This is a genomic window from Streptococcus sp. CF10-1, from assembly GCF_024295825.1.
Taxonomy (GTDB): Bacteria; Bacillota; Bacilli; order Lactobacillales; family Streptococcaceae; genus Streptococcus.
The window spans coordinates 279,904-296,962 of the sequence record NZ_JANCPQ010000002.1; the positions used below are offsets into that span (position 1 = coordinate 279,904).

Annotated in this window: 13 protein-coding genes and 1 other annotated feature; all 13 genes read left to right on the forward strand. The window is 42.0% G+C overall.

Annotated features, from left to right (window positions below; translation table 11 throughout):
* The first annotated feature begins 143 nt into the window (after positions 1-143).
* The 13 genes from rnr to NMM25_RS03880 all read left to right on the forward strand — a co-directional run bounded on the left by rnr (position 144) and on the right by NMM25_RS03880 (position 16,951).
* Positions 144-2,498, forward strand: a complete 2,355-nt coding sequence (rnr, locus tag NMM25_RS03820) for a ribonuclease R (RefSeq protein WP_254736009.1) — start codon at positions 144-146, stop codon at positions 2,496-2,498.
* Positions 2,461-2,928 carry an SsrA-binding protein SmpB gene (gene smpB / locus NMM25_RS03825; protein ID WP_001051742.1) on the forward strand — a complete coding sequence of 156 codons (468 nt, stop codon included), beginning with the start codon at positions 2,461-2,463 and terminating at the stop codon, positions 2,926-2,928. Before rnr ends, smpB begins: the two co-directional genes overlap by 38 nt.
* Before the next feature lie 14 nt (positions 2,929-2,942).
* Positions 2,943-3,803 carry an SAM-dependent methyltransferase TehB gene (gene tehB / locus NMM25_RS03830; RefSeq protein ID WP_254736010.1) on the forward strand — a complete coding sequence of 287 codons (861 nt, stop codon included), beginning with the start codon at positions 2,943-2,945 and terminating at the stop codon, positions 3,801-3,803.
* Positions 3,804-3,980: 177 nt separating this feature from the next.
* Entirely contained in the window at positions 3,981-5,129 is a 1,149-nt protein-coding gene (locus NMM25_RS03835; protein ID WP_254736011.1) for a hypothetical protein, read from the forward strand.
* Between the two features lie 76 nt (positions 5,130-5,205).
* A complete protein-coding gene (locus tag NMM25_RS03840) occupies positions 5,206-6,162 on the forward strand; it encodes a competence protein CoiA (protein WP_254736012.1) in 957 nt (318 codons plus the stop codon).
* A gap of 18 nt (positions 6,163-6,180) precedes the next feature.
* Entirely contained in the window at positions 6,181-7,983 is a 1,803-nt protein-coding gene (gene pepF / locus NMM25_RS03845; RefSeq protein WP_254736013.1) for an oligoendopeptidase F, read from the forward strand.
* A 1-nt stretch (position 7,984) separates the two neighbouring features.
* Complete coding sequence (locus tag NMM25_RS03850; protein ID WP_254736014.1) at positions 7,985-8,698, forward strand: O-methyltransferase; 714 nt, start codon at positions 7,985-7,987, stop codon at positions 8,696-8,698.
* A gap of 67 nt (positions 8,699-8,765) precedes the next feature.
* Positions 8,766-9,707 (forward strand): peptidylprolyl isomerase PrsA, encoded by a 942-nt coding sequence (gene prsA, locus NMM25_RS03855; RefSeq protein WP_254736015.1) that lies wholly within the window; start codon positions 8,766-8,768, stop codon positions 9,705-9,707.
* Between the two features lie 187 nt (positions 9,708-9,894).
* Positions 9,895-11,118, forward strand: a complete 1,224-nt coding sequence (locus tag NMM25_RS03860; RefSeq protein WP_000703342.1) for an FtsW/RodA/SpoVE family cell cycle protein — start codon at positions 9,895-9,897, stop codon at positions 11,116-11,118.
* A gap of 23 nt (positions 11,119-11,141) precedes the next feature.
* A complete protein-coding gene (ppc, locus tag NMM25_RS03865; RefSeq protein WP_254736016.1) occupies positions 11,142-13,838 on the forward strand; it encodes a phosphoenolpyruvate carboxylase in 2,697 nt (898 codons plus the stop codon).
* Positions 13,839-13,934: 96 nt separating this feature from the next.
* Positions 13,935-14,150 (forward strand) — a binding site (T-box leader).
* A 118-nt stretch (positions 14,151-14,268) separates the two neighbouring features.
* Positions 14,269-15,264, forward strand: coding sequence for a tryptophan ABC transporter substrate-binding protein (trpX, locus tag NMM25_RS03870; RefSeq protein ID WP_198459717.1), 996 nt, complete (start codon positions 14,269-14,271; stop codon positions 15,262-15,264).
* 65 nt (positions 15,265-15,329) lie between these two features.
* Positions 15,330-16,196 (forward strand): ABC transporter permease, encoded by an 867-nt coding sequence (locus NMM25_RS03875; protein WP_254736017.1) that lies wholly within the window; start codon positions 15,330-15,332, stop codon positions 16,194-16,196.
* Positions 16,193-16,951: an ABC transporter ATP-binding protein gene (locus NMM25_RS03880; protein WP_254736018.1), complete on the forward strand. Its 759-nt coding sequence runs from the start codon at positions 16,193-16,195 to the stop codon at positions 16,949-16,951. Before NMM25_RS03875 ends, NMM25_RS03880 begins: the two co-directional genes overlap by 4 nt.
* Positions 16,952-17,059 lie beyond the last annotated feature (108 nt).

Genomic DNA, 17,059 nt, shown 5'->3' on the forward strand with positions numbered 1-17,059 from the left:
CAAACCACGTCAGCGTCGGCTTGTCGTACTACAGTACTGCCTGCGCCTAGCTTTCTAGTTTGCTCTTTGATTTTTATTGAGTATTAAATGATGTTTGAGAAGGTCTTACAGTAAAAGAAAATTAAAAAATCTAGAAAGAAAACATGAAAGATAAAATTAAAGAATATTTGCAAGAGAAGGGGCGAGTGACGGTAAATGACCTGGCTCAGGCTCTCGGAAAGGATGGGTCCAAGGATTTCCGTGAGTTGATTAAAACCCTGTCTCTGATGGAAAGAAAGCACCAGATTCGTTTTGAAGATGATGGTAGCTTATGTCTGGACCAAAAGAAGAAACATGAAATTACCCTCAAAGGGATTTTTCATGCCCATAAAAACGGCTTTGGCTTTGTCAGTCTAGAAGGCGAAGAGGACGACCTTTTTGTAGGAAAAAACGATGTCAACTATGCCATTGATGGTGATACCGTTGAGGTCGTGATTAAGAAAGTCGCTGACCGTAACAAGGGAACTGCTGCAGAAGCCAAAATTATTGATATCTTAGAACACAGCCTGACAACCGTTGTCGGGCAAATCGTTCTGGATCAGGAAAAGCCCAAGTATGCGGGCTACATTCGTTCAAAGAATCAGAAAATCAGCCAGCCAATCTATGTGAAGAAACCAGCTATCAAGTTGGAAGGTACTGAAGTTCTCAAGGTCTTTATCGACAAATACCCAAGTAAGAAACATGATTTCTTTGTCGCTAGTGTGCTAGACGTGGTGGGGCACTCGACTGATGCTGGGATTGACGTTCTTGAAGTCTTGGAATCCATGGATATTGTTTCAGAATTTCCAGAAGCTGTTCTCAAGGAGGCAGAAAGTGTACCAGAAGCTCCGTCTCAAAAGGATATGGAAGGTCGTCTGGACCTGAGAGATGAAATCACCTTTACCATTGACGGCGCGGATGCCAAGGACTTGGACGACGCAGTTCACATTAAGCCTTTGAAAAATGGCAATATCGAACTCGGTGTTCACATCGCGGATGTTTCCTACTATGTGACAGAGGGTTCTGCACTCGATAAGGAAGCCCTTAACCGCGCGACTTCTGTCTATGTAACAGACCGAGTGGTCCCAATGCTTCCAGAACGTTTGTCAAATGGCATCTGCTCTCTCAATCCTCAAGTCGATCGCTTGACCCAGTCTGCCATTATGGAAATTGATAAACATGGTCGTGTGGTTAATTACACTATTACCCAAACAGTTATCAAGACTAGCTTCCGTATGACCTATAGCGCTGTCAATGACATCCTAGCTGGCGATGAGGAAAAGAGACAAGAGTTTAAGAAAATTGTTCCTAGTATCGAACTCATGGCTAAGCTTCATGAAAGGCTAGAAAGCATGCGTGAGAAACGTGGAGCTCTCAATTTTGATACCAGCGAAGCTAAGATTTTAGTAGATAAAAAAGGCAAGCCAGTTGATATCGTTCTTCGTCAGCGTGGTGTTGCCGAGCGGATGATCGAGTCCTTCATGTTGATTGCTAATGAAACGGTTGCCGAGCACTTTAGCAAGTTGGATCTACCTTTCATCTATCGAATTCACGAGGAGCCCAAGGCTGAAAAAGTTCAGAAGTTTATTGATTACGCTTCGAGCTTTGGTTTGCGAATTTATGGAACTGCCAGTGAAATTAGCCAGGAAGCGCTTCAAGACATCATGCGTGCTGTTGAGGGAGAACCCTATGCGGATGTATTGTCCATGATGCTTCTCCGTTCTATGCAACAAGCTCGGTATTCAGAGCACAATCACGGTCACTATGGACTTGCTGCCGACTATTACACTCACTTTACCAGTCCGATTCGCCGTTATCCAGACCTCCTTGTTCACCGCATGATTCGAGATTACGGCCGTTCTAAGGAAATAGCAGAGCATTTTGAACAAGTGATTCCAGAGATTGCGACCCAGTCTTCCAACCGTGAGCGTCGTGCCATCGAGGCGGAGCGTGAAGTCGAAGCCATGAAAAAGGCTGAGTACATGGAAGAATACGTGGGTGAAGAGTACGATGCAGTTGTATCCAGCATTGTCAAGTTCGGTCTCTTTGTCGAACTGCCAAATACAGTTGAAGGCTTGATTCACATTACCAATTTGCCTGAATTTTATCATTTTAATGAGCGGGATTTGACACTCCGTGGGGAGAAATCAGGCATAACCTTCCGTGTGGGACAGCAGATTCGCATTCGGGTTGAAAGAGCGGATAAGATGACAGGTGAGATTGACTTCTCTTATATTCCAAGTGAGTTTGATGTCATCGAAAAAGGCTTGAAACAAGCTGGGCGCAAAGACAGAAGTCGAGGCTCAAGTCGTCGTTCAGACAAGAAGGAAGACAAGAGAAAATCAGGGCGCTTAAATGATAAGCACAAGCATTCACAAAAAGACAAGAAGAAAAAAGGCAAGAAACCTTTTTACAAAGAAGTAGCTAAGAAAGGAGCCAAGCATGGCAAAGGGCGAGGGAAAGGTCGTCGCACAAAATAAAAAGGCGCACCACGACTATACAATCGTAGATACGCTAGAGGCAGGAATGGTCCTGACAGGAACGGAAATCAAGAGCGTTCGAGCTGCTCGAATCAATCTCAAGGACGGCTTTGCCCAAGTAAAAAATGGGGAAGTCTGGCTGAGCAATGTTCATATCGCCCCTTACGAAGAGGGTAATATCTGGAACCAGGAACCTGAACGCCGTCGTAAACTCTTGCTCCATAAGAAGCAAATTCAAAAATTGGAACAAGAGACCAAAGGGACAGGAATGACCCTTGTTCCCCTTAAAGTCTACATCAAAGATGGCTACGCCAAGCTCCTTTTAGGTTTAGCAAAAGGGAAACATGACTATGATAAACGAGAGTCGATCAAGCGTCGTGAACAAAACCGCGACATCGCGCGTGTGATGAAAGCTGTCAACCAGCGTTAAGAAGAGGAAGTAAAATGGAAAAATTAATTGCCTATAAACGGATGCCCTTGTGGAATAAACAGACCATGCCTGAAGCAGTTCAGCAAAAGCACAATACTAAAGTCGGCACTTGGGGAAAAATTACTGTCTTGAAGGGGGCTCTCAAGTTTATTGAGTTGACAGAAGATGGTGAGGTTCTAGCTGAGCACCTCTTTGAGGCAGGAGCTGACAATCCCATGGCACAACCGCAAGCCTGGCACCGAGTAGAGGCTGCCACTGATGATGTAGAATGGTACTTGGAATTTTATTGTAAACCTGAGGATTATTTCCCTAAGAAATACCAGACCAATCCAGTCCATTCAGAGGTCCTAGAGGCCATGCAGACGGTGAAACCAGGAAGAGCCTTGGATTTGGGTTGTGGTCAGGGGCGTAACTCTCTCTTTCTCGCACAGAATGGTTTTGATGTGACAGCTGTGGATCAAAATGAATTGTCCCTTGAAATCTTGCAAAGCATTGTGGAACAAGAGGATCTAGACATGCCTGTAGGACTATACGATATCAATTCAGCTAGCATTAGCCAAGACTATGATTTCATCGTATCGACAGTTGTTCTCATGTTCCTACAAGCAGACCGTATTCCAGCAATTATCCAAAATATGCAGGAGCACACCACAATCGGTGGCTATAACCTTATCGTCTGTGCTATGGATACGGAGAATTATCCTTGCTCGGTTAACTTCCCATTCACCTTTAAAGAAGGGGAACTGGCAAACTATTACAAGGATTGGGAATTGATTAAGTACAATGAAAATCCAGGACATCTGCACCGTCGTGATGAGAACGGGAATCGCATTCAACTACGCTTTGCGACCATGTTAGCCAAAAAAGTCAAGTAAATCAAACTTAACCCAGCGAATAGAAACCACTTTACATGGTTTCTATTCGTTTTTGTTTGCGTTGGTTGATTGGGGTGAGCAGGATTTTATGCTATACTAGAAGTAGGAAATCAGAGCAGTAGAACTGTATTGCTGTCACTCTCGGCGCAAGAAAGTGTAGATGATGGAGGTGGTCGAATGGCGAGTCTTTTGGTGGAATTGTATGATCGGCATGTATTGGAAAAGAATGTCTACCAAGCCTTTGTCAGTGATTGTGACGAGATTCTCTTCCTTTCTTTGACGAAAATAAGCAATGAAGAGAAAGTCTCTCTTCGTCAGTTTATCATGGAAGAGGTGCCTCATATTCAACGAGTAACCTTTCGACAGCTATCCTTAGAACAACTAGTAGATCAGTTAGATTATTGTCTAGCAGGCTATGACCAAGTCCTTCTTGATGTTTTTGGCGGAGATTCGCTACTAGCCTTATCCCTCTATCAATACGGCTTGGATCGGGACCTCCCCATCGTAGCCATGGATGTCGAACGAGGAAAACAATACAAGTGGGTAGCCGGTCAGTTAGAAAAAGAAGACCTGGACATTCCAACCCTAAGCATCCAACAGTTGATAGCCTTGCGTGGTGGAAAAATGCTCAAATCCAAACACCCTATCCACTCAGCTCAGCAAATTGCAGCCATCAAAAAACTAGCCAGTTTGGCTATTGCCAATCCTGCCCACTGGTATCAAGTGACCCAATTTTTCTCTCTAGCCAAGACCAATGACCTTCATGCTGAGACCAAAAAGATACTGGAAAACAACGGCAAGTATTATCACTACCCAGAATCCCTTATTCCTTTACTTGTGGAAGCGGGAATGCTTTGTATGGAAAGCGAAGACAAGAAACGAGTAGCATACAGCTTTCCAAGTCAAGAAGCTCAGGTCTTTTGCCGCAACAAGGGGCATATTTTAGAGGTATATCTCTACCTCTTGGCACTTGAATCGCAGCTGTTTGATGAGTGCATGATAGGTGGTGAGATTGATTGGAATGGCATCTTTCCAGAGGCAGACAATGTTCAAAATGAGATTGATGTCATTCTGAGAAAGGGACGCTCGATTACCTTTATCTCCTGCAAGATGACGGATTTATCAGTTGAAGCCATCAATGAACTAGAAGTCTATGCCAATCATTTTGCTGGGGAGAGTTGCCTCAAGTTAATTGTCTGTACGGGGAAAATCAATCCTGTTTATGCTAATCGCTGCCAGGAATACGGCGTGCTGGTCATTAGAAGTGAACAGATTCCCAATCTCATTCCCATGCTAAAAAAATATTCTAAGAGACAAAAAAGATAAGAAATAATATTAAGAAAGGCTAGAATTCCAGCCTTTTTTACTTCTTTTTCGAATAAATGAGAAAAGGAGGTAGACAATGTTTGTAGCCAGAGATGCCGAGGGAAAATTGGTGAATGCCCTCGAAAAAGATGTGACCAAGCAAGCTTATACTTGTCCAGCCTGTGGGGGCGGACTACGATTACGCCAAGGACAGAGTATTCGAACGCATTTTGCCCATGAAAGGTTAAGAGATTGCATCGCTATATTCGAGAATGAAAGTCCAGAACACTTGGGTAACAAAGAGGCCCTTTATCACTGGGCCAAGAAGGACAATCAGGTCGCCTTAGAATATAGTATGCCCGAGATTCAGCAGATAGCAGATGTTCTCGTCAATGAGAAACTAGCTCTGGAGGTTCAGTGCAGTCCCTTGTCTCAAAAGCTTTTAGGCGATAGAAGTCAAGGATACCGCAGCCAGGGCTATCAGGTTATCTGGCTACTGGGAGAAAAACTCTGGTTAAAAGAGCGATTAACACAATTGCAAAGGGGCTTTCTCTATTTTAGTCAAAACATGGGTTTTTATGTTTGGGAACTGGATCTCAAAAGGAAAATTTTGAGACTGAAATACCTTTTACATCAGGACCTACGTGGCAAGCTTCATTTTCAGGTCAAGGAATTTCCCTATGGAAAAGGAAATCTCTTGGAAATTCTACGATTTCCTTATCAAAAACAAAAACTGCCTCGTTTTGCAGTTGTGCAAGATTCAACTATCTGTCACTACATTCGCCAGCAGTTGTACTATCAAACGCCCTACTGGATGAAAAAACAGGAGGAAGCTTATTATCAAGGAGACAATCTATTAAACCGTCAACTTGACGACTGGTATCCCCAGATCAGACCGATAGCATCAGGTGATTTTTTGCAGATTGAAACGGATTTGGCTAGCTATTATAGAAATTTTCAGGCTTACTATCAAAAAAATCCGAAAAATAATCGCCAAAAGCTCTATCCACCAGCCTTTTATCACTTATATTTCTCAAAAAATGTGGTAAAATAGAAAGGATGGAGGAATCTTATGGTATTACAACGACATGAAATAAATGAAAAAGATACATGGGATCTTTCGACAATCTACCCAACAGACCAGGCTTGGGAAGAAGCCTTGAAAGACTTATCTGAAAAAGTACAAACAGCGTCCCAGTATGAGGGACATCTCTTGGATAGTGCAGACAGTTTGCTTGAGATCACAGAATTCTCACTTGACTTGGAACGCCAAGTTGAAAAGCTTTATGTCTATGCGCATATGAAAAATGACCAGGACACGCGTGAAGCCAAGTATCAAGAGTACTATGCTAAGGCGATGACCCTATACAGTCAGTTAGAACAAACCTTTTCATTCTATGAACCTGAGTTTATGGAGATTAGCGAGGAGCAGTATAAGGCCTTCTTGGAAGCTCAACCAAAACTCCAAGTTTACAAGCACTTTTTTGACAAGCTCTTGCAAAAGAAAGACCATGTTCTTTCGCAACGTGAGGAAGAATTGCTTGCTGGAGCAGGAGAAATCTTTGGTTCTGCTAGTGAAACTTTCGCTATTTTGGACAATGCGGATATTAGCTTCCCATATGTCCTTGATGACGAAGGAAATGAAGTGCAACTCTCACATGGTACTTACATCCGTTTGATGGAGTCTAAAAATCGTGAAGTGCGTCGTGGTGCCTATGAAGCCCTTTATGCGACTTACGAGCAATTCCAACATACTTACGCTAAGACCTTGCAGACAAATGTTAAAGTGCAAAACTACCGCGCAAAAGTTCGCAACTATAAGAGTGCTCGCCATGCAGCCCTCGCAGCAAACTTTGTTCCAGAAAGTGTCTATGACAATCTAGTAGCAGCAGTTCGCAAGCATTTGCCACTCTTGCATCGTTACCTAGAACTTCGTTCTAAAATCTTGGGTATTTCCGACCTCAAGATGTACGATGTCTACACACCGCTTTCGTCAGTAGATTATAGCTTTACCTACGAAGAAGCCTTGAAAAAAGCAGAAGAAGCATTGGCAGTTTTGGGAGACGACTACTTGAGCCGTGTTAAACGCGCCTTCAGTGAGCGTTGGATTGATGTCTATGAAAACCAAGGCAAGCGCTCTGGTGCCTACTCTGGTGGTTCTTATGATACCAATGCCTTTATGCTTCTCAACTGGCAAGATAATCTAGACAATCTCTTTACCCTTGTCCATGAAACAGGTCACAGTATGCATTCAAGCTATACTCGTGAAACTCAGCCTTATGTTTACGGAGATTATTCTATCTTCTTGGCTGAGATTGCCTCAACGACTAACGAAAATATCTTGACAGAGAAATTGTTGGAAGAAGTGGAAGACGATGCAACTCGCTTTGCTATTCTCAATAACTTCCTAGACGGTTTCCGTGGAACAGTCTTCCGTCAAACTCAATTCGCTGAGTTTGAACACGCCATCCACCAAGCAGACCAAAATGGAGAAGTCTTGACCAGTGATTTCCTCAATAAACTTTACGCTGACCTGAACCAAGAGTACTATGGACTCAGCAAGGAAGACAATCCTCAGATCCAATACGAGTGGGCACGCATTCCACACTTCTACTATAACTACTATGTTTATCAGTATTCAACAGGTTTTGCAGCAGCTTCAGCCTTGGCTGAGAAGATTGTCCATGGTAGTCAAGAAGATCGTGACCGCTATATCGACTACCTCAAGGCAGGTAAATCTGACTATCCACTCAATGTCATGAGAAAAGCAGGAGTGGATATGGAGAAGGAAGACTATCTCAACGATGCCTTTGCAGTCTTTGAACGTCGCTTGAACGAGTTTGAAGCCCTTGTTGAAAAATTGGGACTAGCTTAAGATGGTAGAGTCTTATAGTAAAAATGCCAATCACAATATGCGTCGCCCCGTCGTCAAGGAAGAAATCGTAGAACTCATGCGCCAGCGTCAAAAGCAGGTGACAGGCTCCCTGAAAGAATTGGAGACCTTCGCTCGTAAGGAAAACATTCCCATTATTCCCCATGAAACGGTCGTGTATTTTCGATTTCTCATGGAGACCATGCAACCTAAGAACATTTTGGAAATTGGGACGGCTATCGGTTTTTCAGCACTCTTGATGGCGGAACATGCGCCAGATGCCAAGATTACAACGATTGACCGTAATCCTGAGATGATTGGTTTTGCCAAGGAAAACTTTGCCCAGTTTGACAGGCGTAAGCAAATCACCCTCTTAGAGGGAGATGCAGTCGATGTTTTATCTACTTTGACAGAAACTTATGACTTTGTCTTTATGGATTCGGCCAAGTCCAAGTACATCGTCTTTCTGCCTGAAATCCTCAAGCACTTGGAAGTTGGTGGAGTAGTGGTCTTGGATGATATTTTCCAAGGAGGAGATGTTGCCAAGGACATCATGGAAGTCCGCCGTGGTCAACGAACCATTTACCGAGGTTTGCAAAGACTTTTCGACGCAACTTTGGACAATCCAGGTCTAACAGCGACTCTAGTTCCACTTGGAGACGGCATTCTCATGCTAAGAAAAAATCTAGCAGAAGTAGAGCTTCCTGAGAGCGAATGATTTTCAGAAAAATTTAAGAAATTATAGTAAAATAGATAAGGTAACACTTACCGTAAAAGGAGTAAAAATGAAGAAAAAACTTATGGCAGGAGCCATCACACTTTTATCAGTAGCAACACTTGCAGCTTGTTCAAACAGTTCTGAAGGAAAAGATTTGATCAGCATGAAGGGCGATGTGATTACAGAGCATCAATTCTTTGAAGAAGTAAAGAACAATCCAACTGCGCAACAAGTCTTGCTCAATATGACCATCCAAAAAGTATTTGAACAACAATATGGATCAGAAGTAACGGATAAAGATGTGGATGATGCTGTTGCTGAAGAACAAAAGAAATACGGCAATAGCTACAACAGCGTGCTTCAACGTGCAGGTATGACACCTGAGACTCGTAAAGCTCAAATCCGTACCAGCAAATTGGTTGAATTGGCAGTTAAGAAGGCTGCTGAGAGTGAGTTGACAGACGAAGCTTACCAAAAAGCTTTTGAGTCTTACACACCAGATGTAACAGCTCAAATCATCCGTTTGGATAATGAAGACAAGGCAAAAGAAGTACTTGAGAAAGCTAAAGCAGAAGGTGCAGATTTTGCTCAGTTGGCAAAAGACAACTCTAACGACGACAAAACAAAAGAAAATGGTGGAGAAATCACTTTTGACTCTGCTTCTACAGAACTTCCAGAACAAGTCAAGAAAGCAGCCTTTGCCTTGGATGTGAACGGGGTTTCTGATGTGATTACAGCTACTGGAACACAAGCCTACAGCAGTCAGTTCTACATCATCAAAGTAACGAAGAAAACAGAAAAATCTTCTAATATAGAGGATTACAAAGAAAAATTGAAGACCATTATCTTGACTCAAAAACAAAATGATTCAGCCTTTGTTCAAGGAGTAATTGGTAAAGAATTACAAGCAGCAAACATCAAGGTTAAAGACCAAGCCTTCCAAAACATCTTCACCCAATACATCGGTGGTGGTGACTCAAGCTCAAGCAGCAGCTCTTCATCTAACTAAGAAAGCAAAAAACAAATCTCAAAAGAGATTTGTTTTTTTATACCTGATACTAGAAAATGAGTAAAATTCGAAGGATTAAAGGATAAGAGTTTTTTTCTTTCTGAAAAAGTGGTATAATAGCAATCAAAACTAGAAAATAAAACGGAATTGGGAACAGAAGCGTCTGTTCCTATTAGAGTGGTGAAATATGAAAATTAGTAAAAGGCACCTACTAAACTATTCCATTTTGATTCCTTATTTCCTTTTATCGATTTTGGGACTGATTGTGGTGTACTCGACAACGAGTGCAACCTTGATTGAAGAAGGAAAAAGCGCCTTTCAATTGGTGCGTAACCAGGGGATCTTCTGGATAGCTAGTTTGATTCTGATTGCCTTAATCTATAAATTAAAATTAGGTTTCCTAAGAAACGGACGTCTTATTTTTATCGTAATGATTGTGGAGATGGTTCTTTTAGCTCTGGCGCGACTGGTCGGAACACCTGTCAATGGAGCATACGGATGGATTTCTGTAGGACCTGTAACGATTCAGCCTGCAGAGTACCTTAAGATTATCATCATCTGGTACCTGGCACATCGATTTTCAAAACAACAGGATGAGATTGCGGTTTATGACTTCCAGGTTTTGACACAGAATCAGTGGCTACCTCGAGCTTTTAACGACTGGCGTTTTGTTCTGCTGGTTCTGATTGGTAGTTTGGGAATTTTCCCAGACTTGGGAAATGCGACCATCTTGGTCTTGGTGGCGCTCATCATGTATACGGTTAGTGGGATCGCCTATCGTTGGTTCTCGACCATTCTGGCTCTCTTGGCAGGGAGCTCAATGTTAGTCTTGTCTGTCATTCGCTTTGTTGGGGTTGAAAAGTTCTCTCAAATTCCTGTATTTGGTTACGTTGCTAAACGTTTTAGTGCCTTCTTTAATCCCTTTAATGACTTGGCAGGTGCAGGACACCAGCTCGCAAATTCTTACTATGCAATGGTAAATGGTGGCTGGTTCGGACTGGGACTGGGGAATTCTATCGAGAAGCGTGGTTATCTGCCAGAAGCCCATACGGATTTCGTCTTTTCGATTGTCATCGAGGAGTTTGGATTCGTAGGAGCCAGTATGATTTTGGCTCTACTCTTCTTCTTGATTTTGCGAATCATCTTGGTTGGTATTCGAGCAAAGGACCCCTTTAACTCCATGGTTGCTATTGGTGTCGGAGGAATGATCCTTGTTCAGGTCTTTGTCAATATCGGTGGGATTTCAGGGTTGATTCCTTCTACAGGGGTAACCTTCCCCTTCCTTTCACAAGGTGGGAACAGTCTACTGGTATTATCCGTGGCCATCGCGCTTGTACTAAACATTGATGCCAGCGAAAAACGTGCCAAACTTATCAGAGAATACGAGAATCAAACCGATGAAAATCTGTAAGGATTGAATGGAAAGGAAAGTATATGTCTCTTCAAAAATTAGAAAACTATAGTAATAAAGCAGTAGTCCAAGAAGAAGTCTTGATTCTGACTGAGCTATTAGAAGATATCACAAAAAATATGCTAGCGCCAGAAACCTTTGAAAAGATTATCCAGTTGAAGGAATTATCAACTAGTGAGAATTATCAAGGGCTCAATGACCTAGTGACCAGTCTTTCGAATGAAGAAATGATTTACATTTCACGCTATTTCTCTATCCTTCCACTTTTGATTAATATCTCTGAGGATGTGGATTTGGCCTATGAAATCAATCACCAAAACAATGTGGACCAAGACTATCTAGGGAAACTATCTACAACGATTAAGATGGTAGCTGAAAAAGAAAATGCAGCCGAAATTTTAGAAAAGTTAAATGTCGTTCCTGTCTTAACCGCCCATCCAACGCAAGTACAGCGCAAGAGTATGCTGGATCTGACCAACCATATCCATACGCTTTTGCGCAAGTACCGTGATGTCAAACTTGGCTTGATTAATAAAGAAAAATGGCATACAGATCTCCGTCGTTACATTGAAATTATCATGCAAACGGACATGATTCGTGAGAAGAAATTGAAAGTAACCAACGAAATCACCAACGTGATGGAGTATTACCAAAGTTCTTTCCTGAATGCTGTTCCGCGTTTGACAGCTGAGTATAAAAAATTGGCTAAAGAACAAGGTATCGAGCTCCAACATCCAAAACCAATTACTATGGGGATGTGGATAGGAGGAGACCGTGATGGAAATCCTTTCGTAACTGCGGAAACTCTAAACAAATCAGCCTTGACTCAGTGCGAAGTTATCATGAACTACTATGATGAAAAGATTTATAATCTTTATCGCGAATTCTCACTTTCAACCAGTATTGTGAATGTCAGTGATAAGGTTCGTGAGATGGCGCTGAAGTCACAGGATAACTCCATTTATCGCGAAAAAGAACTCTATCGTCGTGCCCTCTTTGACGTCCAAGCTAAGATGCAGGCAACCAAGGCTTATCTCATTGAAGACAAGGACCTTCAACCTAGATATGCCACTGCAGATGAATTTTATCAAGATTTGTTGGCCATTCGCGACTCTCTCCTTGAGAACAAAGGAGAATACCTGATTTCAGGAGAATTTGTCGAGTTGATGCAAGCTGTCGAAATCTTTGGTTTCTACCTTGCTTCTATCGATATGCGCCAAGATTCTAGTGTTCACGAAGCCTGTGTGGCTGAATTGCTAGCATCAGCTGGTATTAACGACCATTATAGCGACCTTTCTGAAGACGAAAAATGTACCCTCCTCTTAAAAGAGTTGGAAGAAGACCCTCGTATCCTCTCAGCGACTCATGCTGAAAAGTCAGAACTGCTTGAAAAAGAACTCTCTATCTTTAAAGCTGCGCGCAAGTTGAAGGATAAACTGGGTGAAAATGTTATTCGTCAAACCATCATTTCGCACGCAACCAGTGTATCCGATATGTTAGAGCTAGCCATTATGCTTAAGGAAGTCGGCTTGGTGGATGCCCAAAAAGCCCGCGTTCAGATTGTTCCTCTCTTTGAAACGATTGAAGATTTGGATCACTCAGAAGAAACCATGAGAAGATATTTCTCTCTTCCTTTGGCTAAAAAATGGATTGCTTCAAAAGACAACTACCAAGAAATCATGCTTGGCTACTCTGATAGTAACAAGGATGGTGGTTATCTATCATCATGTTGGACCCTCTATAAAGCGCAACAACAACTGACGGCTATTGGGGATGAATTTGGCGTTAAGGTTACTTTCTTCCATGGTCGTGGTGGTACTGTGGGTCGTGGTGGTGGACCAACTTATGAAGCCATCACATCTCAACCACTCAAGTCTATTAAGGACCGTATCCGTCTGACTGAGCAAGGAGAAGTCATTGGAAACAAATACGGTAACAAAGACGCTGCTTATTACAACCTTGAAATGTTGGTTTCTGCAGCCATTAACCGCATGATTACCAAGAAGAAGAGTGATACCAATACGTCAAATCGTTACGAAGCCATCATGGATCAAGTAGTAGACCGTAGTTATGATATCTACCGTGATTTGGTCTTTGGAAATGAACATTTCTATGACTATTTCTTTGAATCAAGTCCAATCAAGGCTATTTCAAGCTTCAATATCGGTTCGCGTCCAGCAGCTCGTAAGACCATCACTGAAATTGGCGGTTTGCGTGCTATTCCTTGGGTCTTCTCATGGTCACAAAGTCGTGTCATGTTCCCTGGATGGTACGGAGTTGGATCAAGCTTTAAAGAGTTTATAGATCAAGATCCGAAGAATATCGAGTTTCTTCGTGACATGTACCAAAACTGGCCTTTCTTCCAATCTTTGCTTTCCAATGTAGACATGGTCTTGTCTAAGTCTAATATGAACATTGCTTTTGAATATGCCAAGCTCTGTGAAGACGAAGAAGTACAAGCTATCTACTATACTATTTTAGATGAATGGCAGTTGACTAAGGACGTTATTTTAGCTATCGAAGGTTATGACGAACTCTTGGCAGAAAACTCTTACCTAAAAGACAGTCTAAACTATCGTATGCCTTACTTTAATATCCTGAACTACATCCAGTTGGAGTTGATCAAACGTCAACGTCGCGGCGAATTGTCAGCTGACGAAGAAAAACTGATCCATACAACTATTAACGGAATTGCAACTGGTTTACGTAATTCAGGCTGATATTCTACAAACTTCCTCTTTTATAAAGGGGAAGTTTTTGAATTGTTTAAAAAATTCTAAAAATAGCCTTGACAAGTAGTTGAAAAATGATATAATTTAAACATTCAGAAAGTAATCATTGAAGTTTTTTAGAGAGTCTGTGGTTGGTGAAAGCAGATAGATGAAATTGATGAAATTGGGCTGAATGTACTTAAGAATTTGAAATCATAAAAATTCGGTGAGCACACCTTACAGTGCAACTCGTTATTGCGAGAAAGAGCGATAGGAATATTTCCTATAATTGAGGTGGCACCGCGCATCGACGTCCTCACACAAGTTTTTTGTGTGAGGACTTTTTCTATGGGGAGGAAAGATATTGGAATTTAAACGATGGCATCGCTTGATGATGTGATTTAACAAGTTAAGGTAAAAGAATTAAGGAGAAAGAAAAATGAAAAATAAACGTTTGATTGGAATTGTCGCTGGATTAGCAGTATTGGTAGTGGCCAGCTTGATTTATTCATCTATGAACAAGCCGGTAGCTAAGGAAGAGCAAAAGGTTGCTAAGGTTGGTGTCCTTCAATTTGTTAGTCACCCATCCTTGGACTTGATTTACCAAGGGATTCAAGATGGATTAGCTGAAGAAGGCTATAAGGACGACCAAGTAAAAATCGACTTTATGAACTCTGAAGGCGATCAGAGCAAGGTTGCAACCATGAGTAAACAATTGGTAGCAAATGGAAACGACGTTGTTGTTGGGATTGCGACACCAGCTGCTCAAGGACTTGCTAGTGCTACAAAAGACCTACCTGTTATCATGGCTGCTATTACAGACCCAATCGGTGCTAACTTGGTTAAAGATTTGAAAAAACCAGGTGGCAACATCACAGGGGTATCAGACCATAACCCTGCTGAACAACAAGTGGAATTGATTAAAACTTTGACACCAAATGTCAAAACAATCGGCGCTCTCTACTCAAGCAGTGAAGATAACTCAAAATCACAAGTTGAAGAATTCAAGGCTTATGCTGAAAAAGCAGGTTTGACAGTCGAAACATTTGCCGTTCCATCAACCAATGAAATTGCTTCAACAGTTAATGTCATGACAAGTAAGGTTGATGCGATTTGGGTTCCAATTGACAACACCATCGCATCCGCATTCTCAACAGTTGTTTCAAGCAACCAAACAGCTAAAAAGCCAATCTACCCAAGTGCCACTGCCATGGTAGAAGCAGGTGGATTAGCATCTGTAGTAGTTGACCAACACGATCTTGGAGTGGCTACTGGTAAGATGATTGCCAAAGTTTTGAAAGGTGAAAAACCAGCTGATACGCCAGTTAATGTCTTTTCAACTGGTAAGTCAGTGATTAACAAAAAACTAGCGCAGGAACTTGGTATCACCATTCCTGAGTCCGTTCTAAAAGAAGCAGGACAAGTGATTGAATAAAGATAAAGGAGGAGCTGGGCACATCTCCTCCCATTTTTACTAAAGAAAGAAATGAGTGAAAGATTATGATAGTATCCATTATTTCTCAGGGGATGGTCTGGGCGATTCTAGGTTTGGGAATCTTTATGACTTTCCGAATTTTGAATTTTCCAGATATGACTACTGAAGGCTCTTTTCCTCTAGGAGGAGCAGTAGCTGTAACCTTGATAACACAGGGAGTCAACCCATTTTTAGCGACCTTAGCTGCAGTAGGAGCGGGCTGTCTAGCTGGAATGGCGACGGGACTCTTGTATACTAAAGGAAAAATCCCAACCCTCTTATCAGGGATTCTAGTCATGACTTCCTGCTATTCCATCATGCTCATGATTATGGGACGTGCCAACTTGGGGCTTCTTGGGACCAAGCAAATTCAAGATGTCTTGCCTTTTGATTCGGATCTCAATCAACTCCTGACGGGATTAATCTTTGTAGCTCTTGTAATTGGTCTCATGCTCTTTTTCCTTGATACCAAACTAGGTCAGGCCTACATCGCTACTGGTGATAATCCTGATATGGCTCGTAGCTTTGGTATCAATACGGGTCGTATGGAACTCATGGGCTTGGTTCTCTCAAATGGGATTATCGCGTTTGCAGGAGCCTTAATTGCTCAACAAGAAGGATACGCGGATGTTTCACGAGGAATTGGCGTGATTGTCGTAGGGCTTGCTAGCTTGATTATTGGTGAGGTTTTGTTCAAGAGTTTGACCTTGGCAGAGCGACTCATGACCATCGTTGTGGGGTCAATTGCTTATCAGTTCCTCGTTTGGGGAGTGATTGCTCTTGGGTTTAACACAAGTTATCTTCGTTTGTACAGCGCCTTAATTTTGGCAGTTTGTCTCATGATTCCAACCTTCAAAAGCAAATACCTGAAAGGAGTCAAGTTTAGCAAATGACAGCAATTGTAGAATTAAAAAATGCTACCAAAGTCATTACGAATGGCTTTGATGAGGAAAAAATCATTCTGAATGATGTTTCTCTTGAAATTTTCGAACATGATTTCATTACCATCCTAGGTGGAAATGGAGCTGGAAAGTCAACTCTTTTTAACACTATTGCAGGCACCTTACCTTTAACAAGTGGAAGTATCCGTATCATGGGTGAGGATGTGACGCATTTTTCACCTGAAAAGCGGGCTAAGTACTTGTCTCGTGTCTTTCAGGATCCTAAGATGGGTACGGCTCCACGGATGACGGTAGCGGAAAATCTCTTGATTGCCAAGTTTCGTGGTGAGAAGAGAGGACTCCTTCCTAGAAGACTTTCAAGCCATCGGGAAGAGTTTCAGACAACCATTGAAAAAGTGGGAAATGGTCTTGAAAAACATCTCGACACTCCGATTGAGTTTCTTTCAGGTGGACAACGTCAGGCCTTGAGTCTCTTGATGGCAACCTTGAAGCGGCCTGAGTTGCTCTTGTTGGATGAACACACAGCAGCTCTTGACCCAAAGACCAGTGTGGCCTTGATGGAATTAACAGATGAGTTTGTCAGCAAGAATCATCTGACAGCCTTGATGATTACCCACCATATGGAAGATGCTCTCAAGTATGGAAATCGTCTCATTGTTATGAAGGAAGGACGAATCATCCAAGACCTCAATAAAGAAGAAAAAGCTAAGATGAAAATTTCAGACTACTATCAATTATTTGAATAGATGAGTGAAGTAATCATCAAAAAATAGTGAAAATTAACTTAGAAACATGGAAGTGTTTCTGAGTTTTTTATATCCTCTTTCTATCTAGAAAAATAAGGCAAAGAGAAT

Excerpts from the sequence above, each read along its gene's own strand:
- pepF (WP_254736013.1), top strand. The coding sequence starts at position 6,181 with ATGGTATTACAACGACATGAAATAAATGAAAAAGATACATGGGATCTT.
- smpB (WP_001051742.1), top strand. The coding sequence starts at position 2,461 with ATGGCAAAGGGCGAGGGAAAGGTCGTCGCACAAAATAAAAAGGCGCAC.
- tehB (WP_254736010.1), top strand. The coding sequence starts at position 2,943 with ATGGAAAAATTAATTGCCTATAAACGGATGCCCTTGTGGAATAAACAG.
- trpX (WP_198459717.1), top strand. The coding sequence starts at position 14,269 with ATGAAAAATAAACGTTTGATTGGAATTGTCGCTGGATTAGCAGTATTG.
- NMM25_RS03880 (WP_254736018.1), top strand. The coding sequence starts at position 16,193 with ATGACAGCAATTGTAGAATTAAAAAATGCTACCAAAGTCATTACGAAT.
- rnr (WP_254736009.1), top strand. The coding sequence starts at position 144 with ATGAAAGATAAAATTAAAGAATATTTGCAAGAGAAGGGGCGAGTGACG.
- NMM25_RS03835 (WP_254736011.1), top strand. The coding sequence starts at position 3,981 with ATGGCGAGTCTTTTGGTGGAATTGTATGATCGGCATGTATTGGAAAAG.
- NMM25_RS03860 (WP_000703342.1), top strand. The coding sequence starts at position 9,895 with ATGAAAATTAGTAAAAGGCACCTACTAAACTATTCCATTTTGATTCCT.
- NMM25_RS03840 (WP_254736012.1), top strand. The coding sequence starts at position 5,206 with ATGTTTGTAGCCAGAGATGCCGAGGGAAAATTGGTGAATGCCCTCGAA.
- NMM25_RS03875 (WP_254736017.1), top strand. The coding sequence starts at position 15,330 with ATGATAGTATCCATTATTTCTCAGGGGATGGTCTGGGCGATTCTAGGT.
- NMM25_RS03850 (WP_254736014.1), top strand. The coding sequence starts at position 7,985 with ATGGTAGAGTCTTATAGTAAAAATGCCAATCACAATATGCGTCGCCCC.
- prsA (WP_254736015.1), top strand. The coding sequence starts at position 8,766 with ATGAAGAAAAAACTTATGGCAGGAGCCATCACACTTTTATCAGTAGCA.
- ppc (WP_254736016.1), top strand. The coding sequence starts at position 11,142 with ATGTCTCTTCAAAAATTAGAAAACTATAGTAATAAAGCAGTAGTCCAA.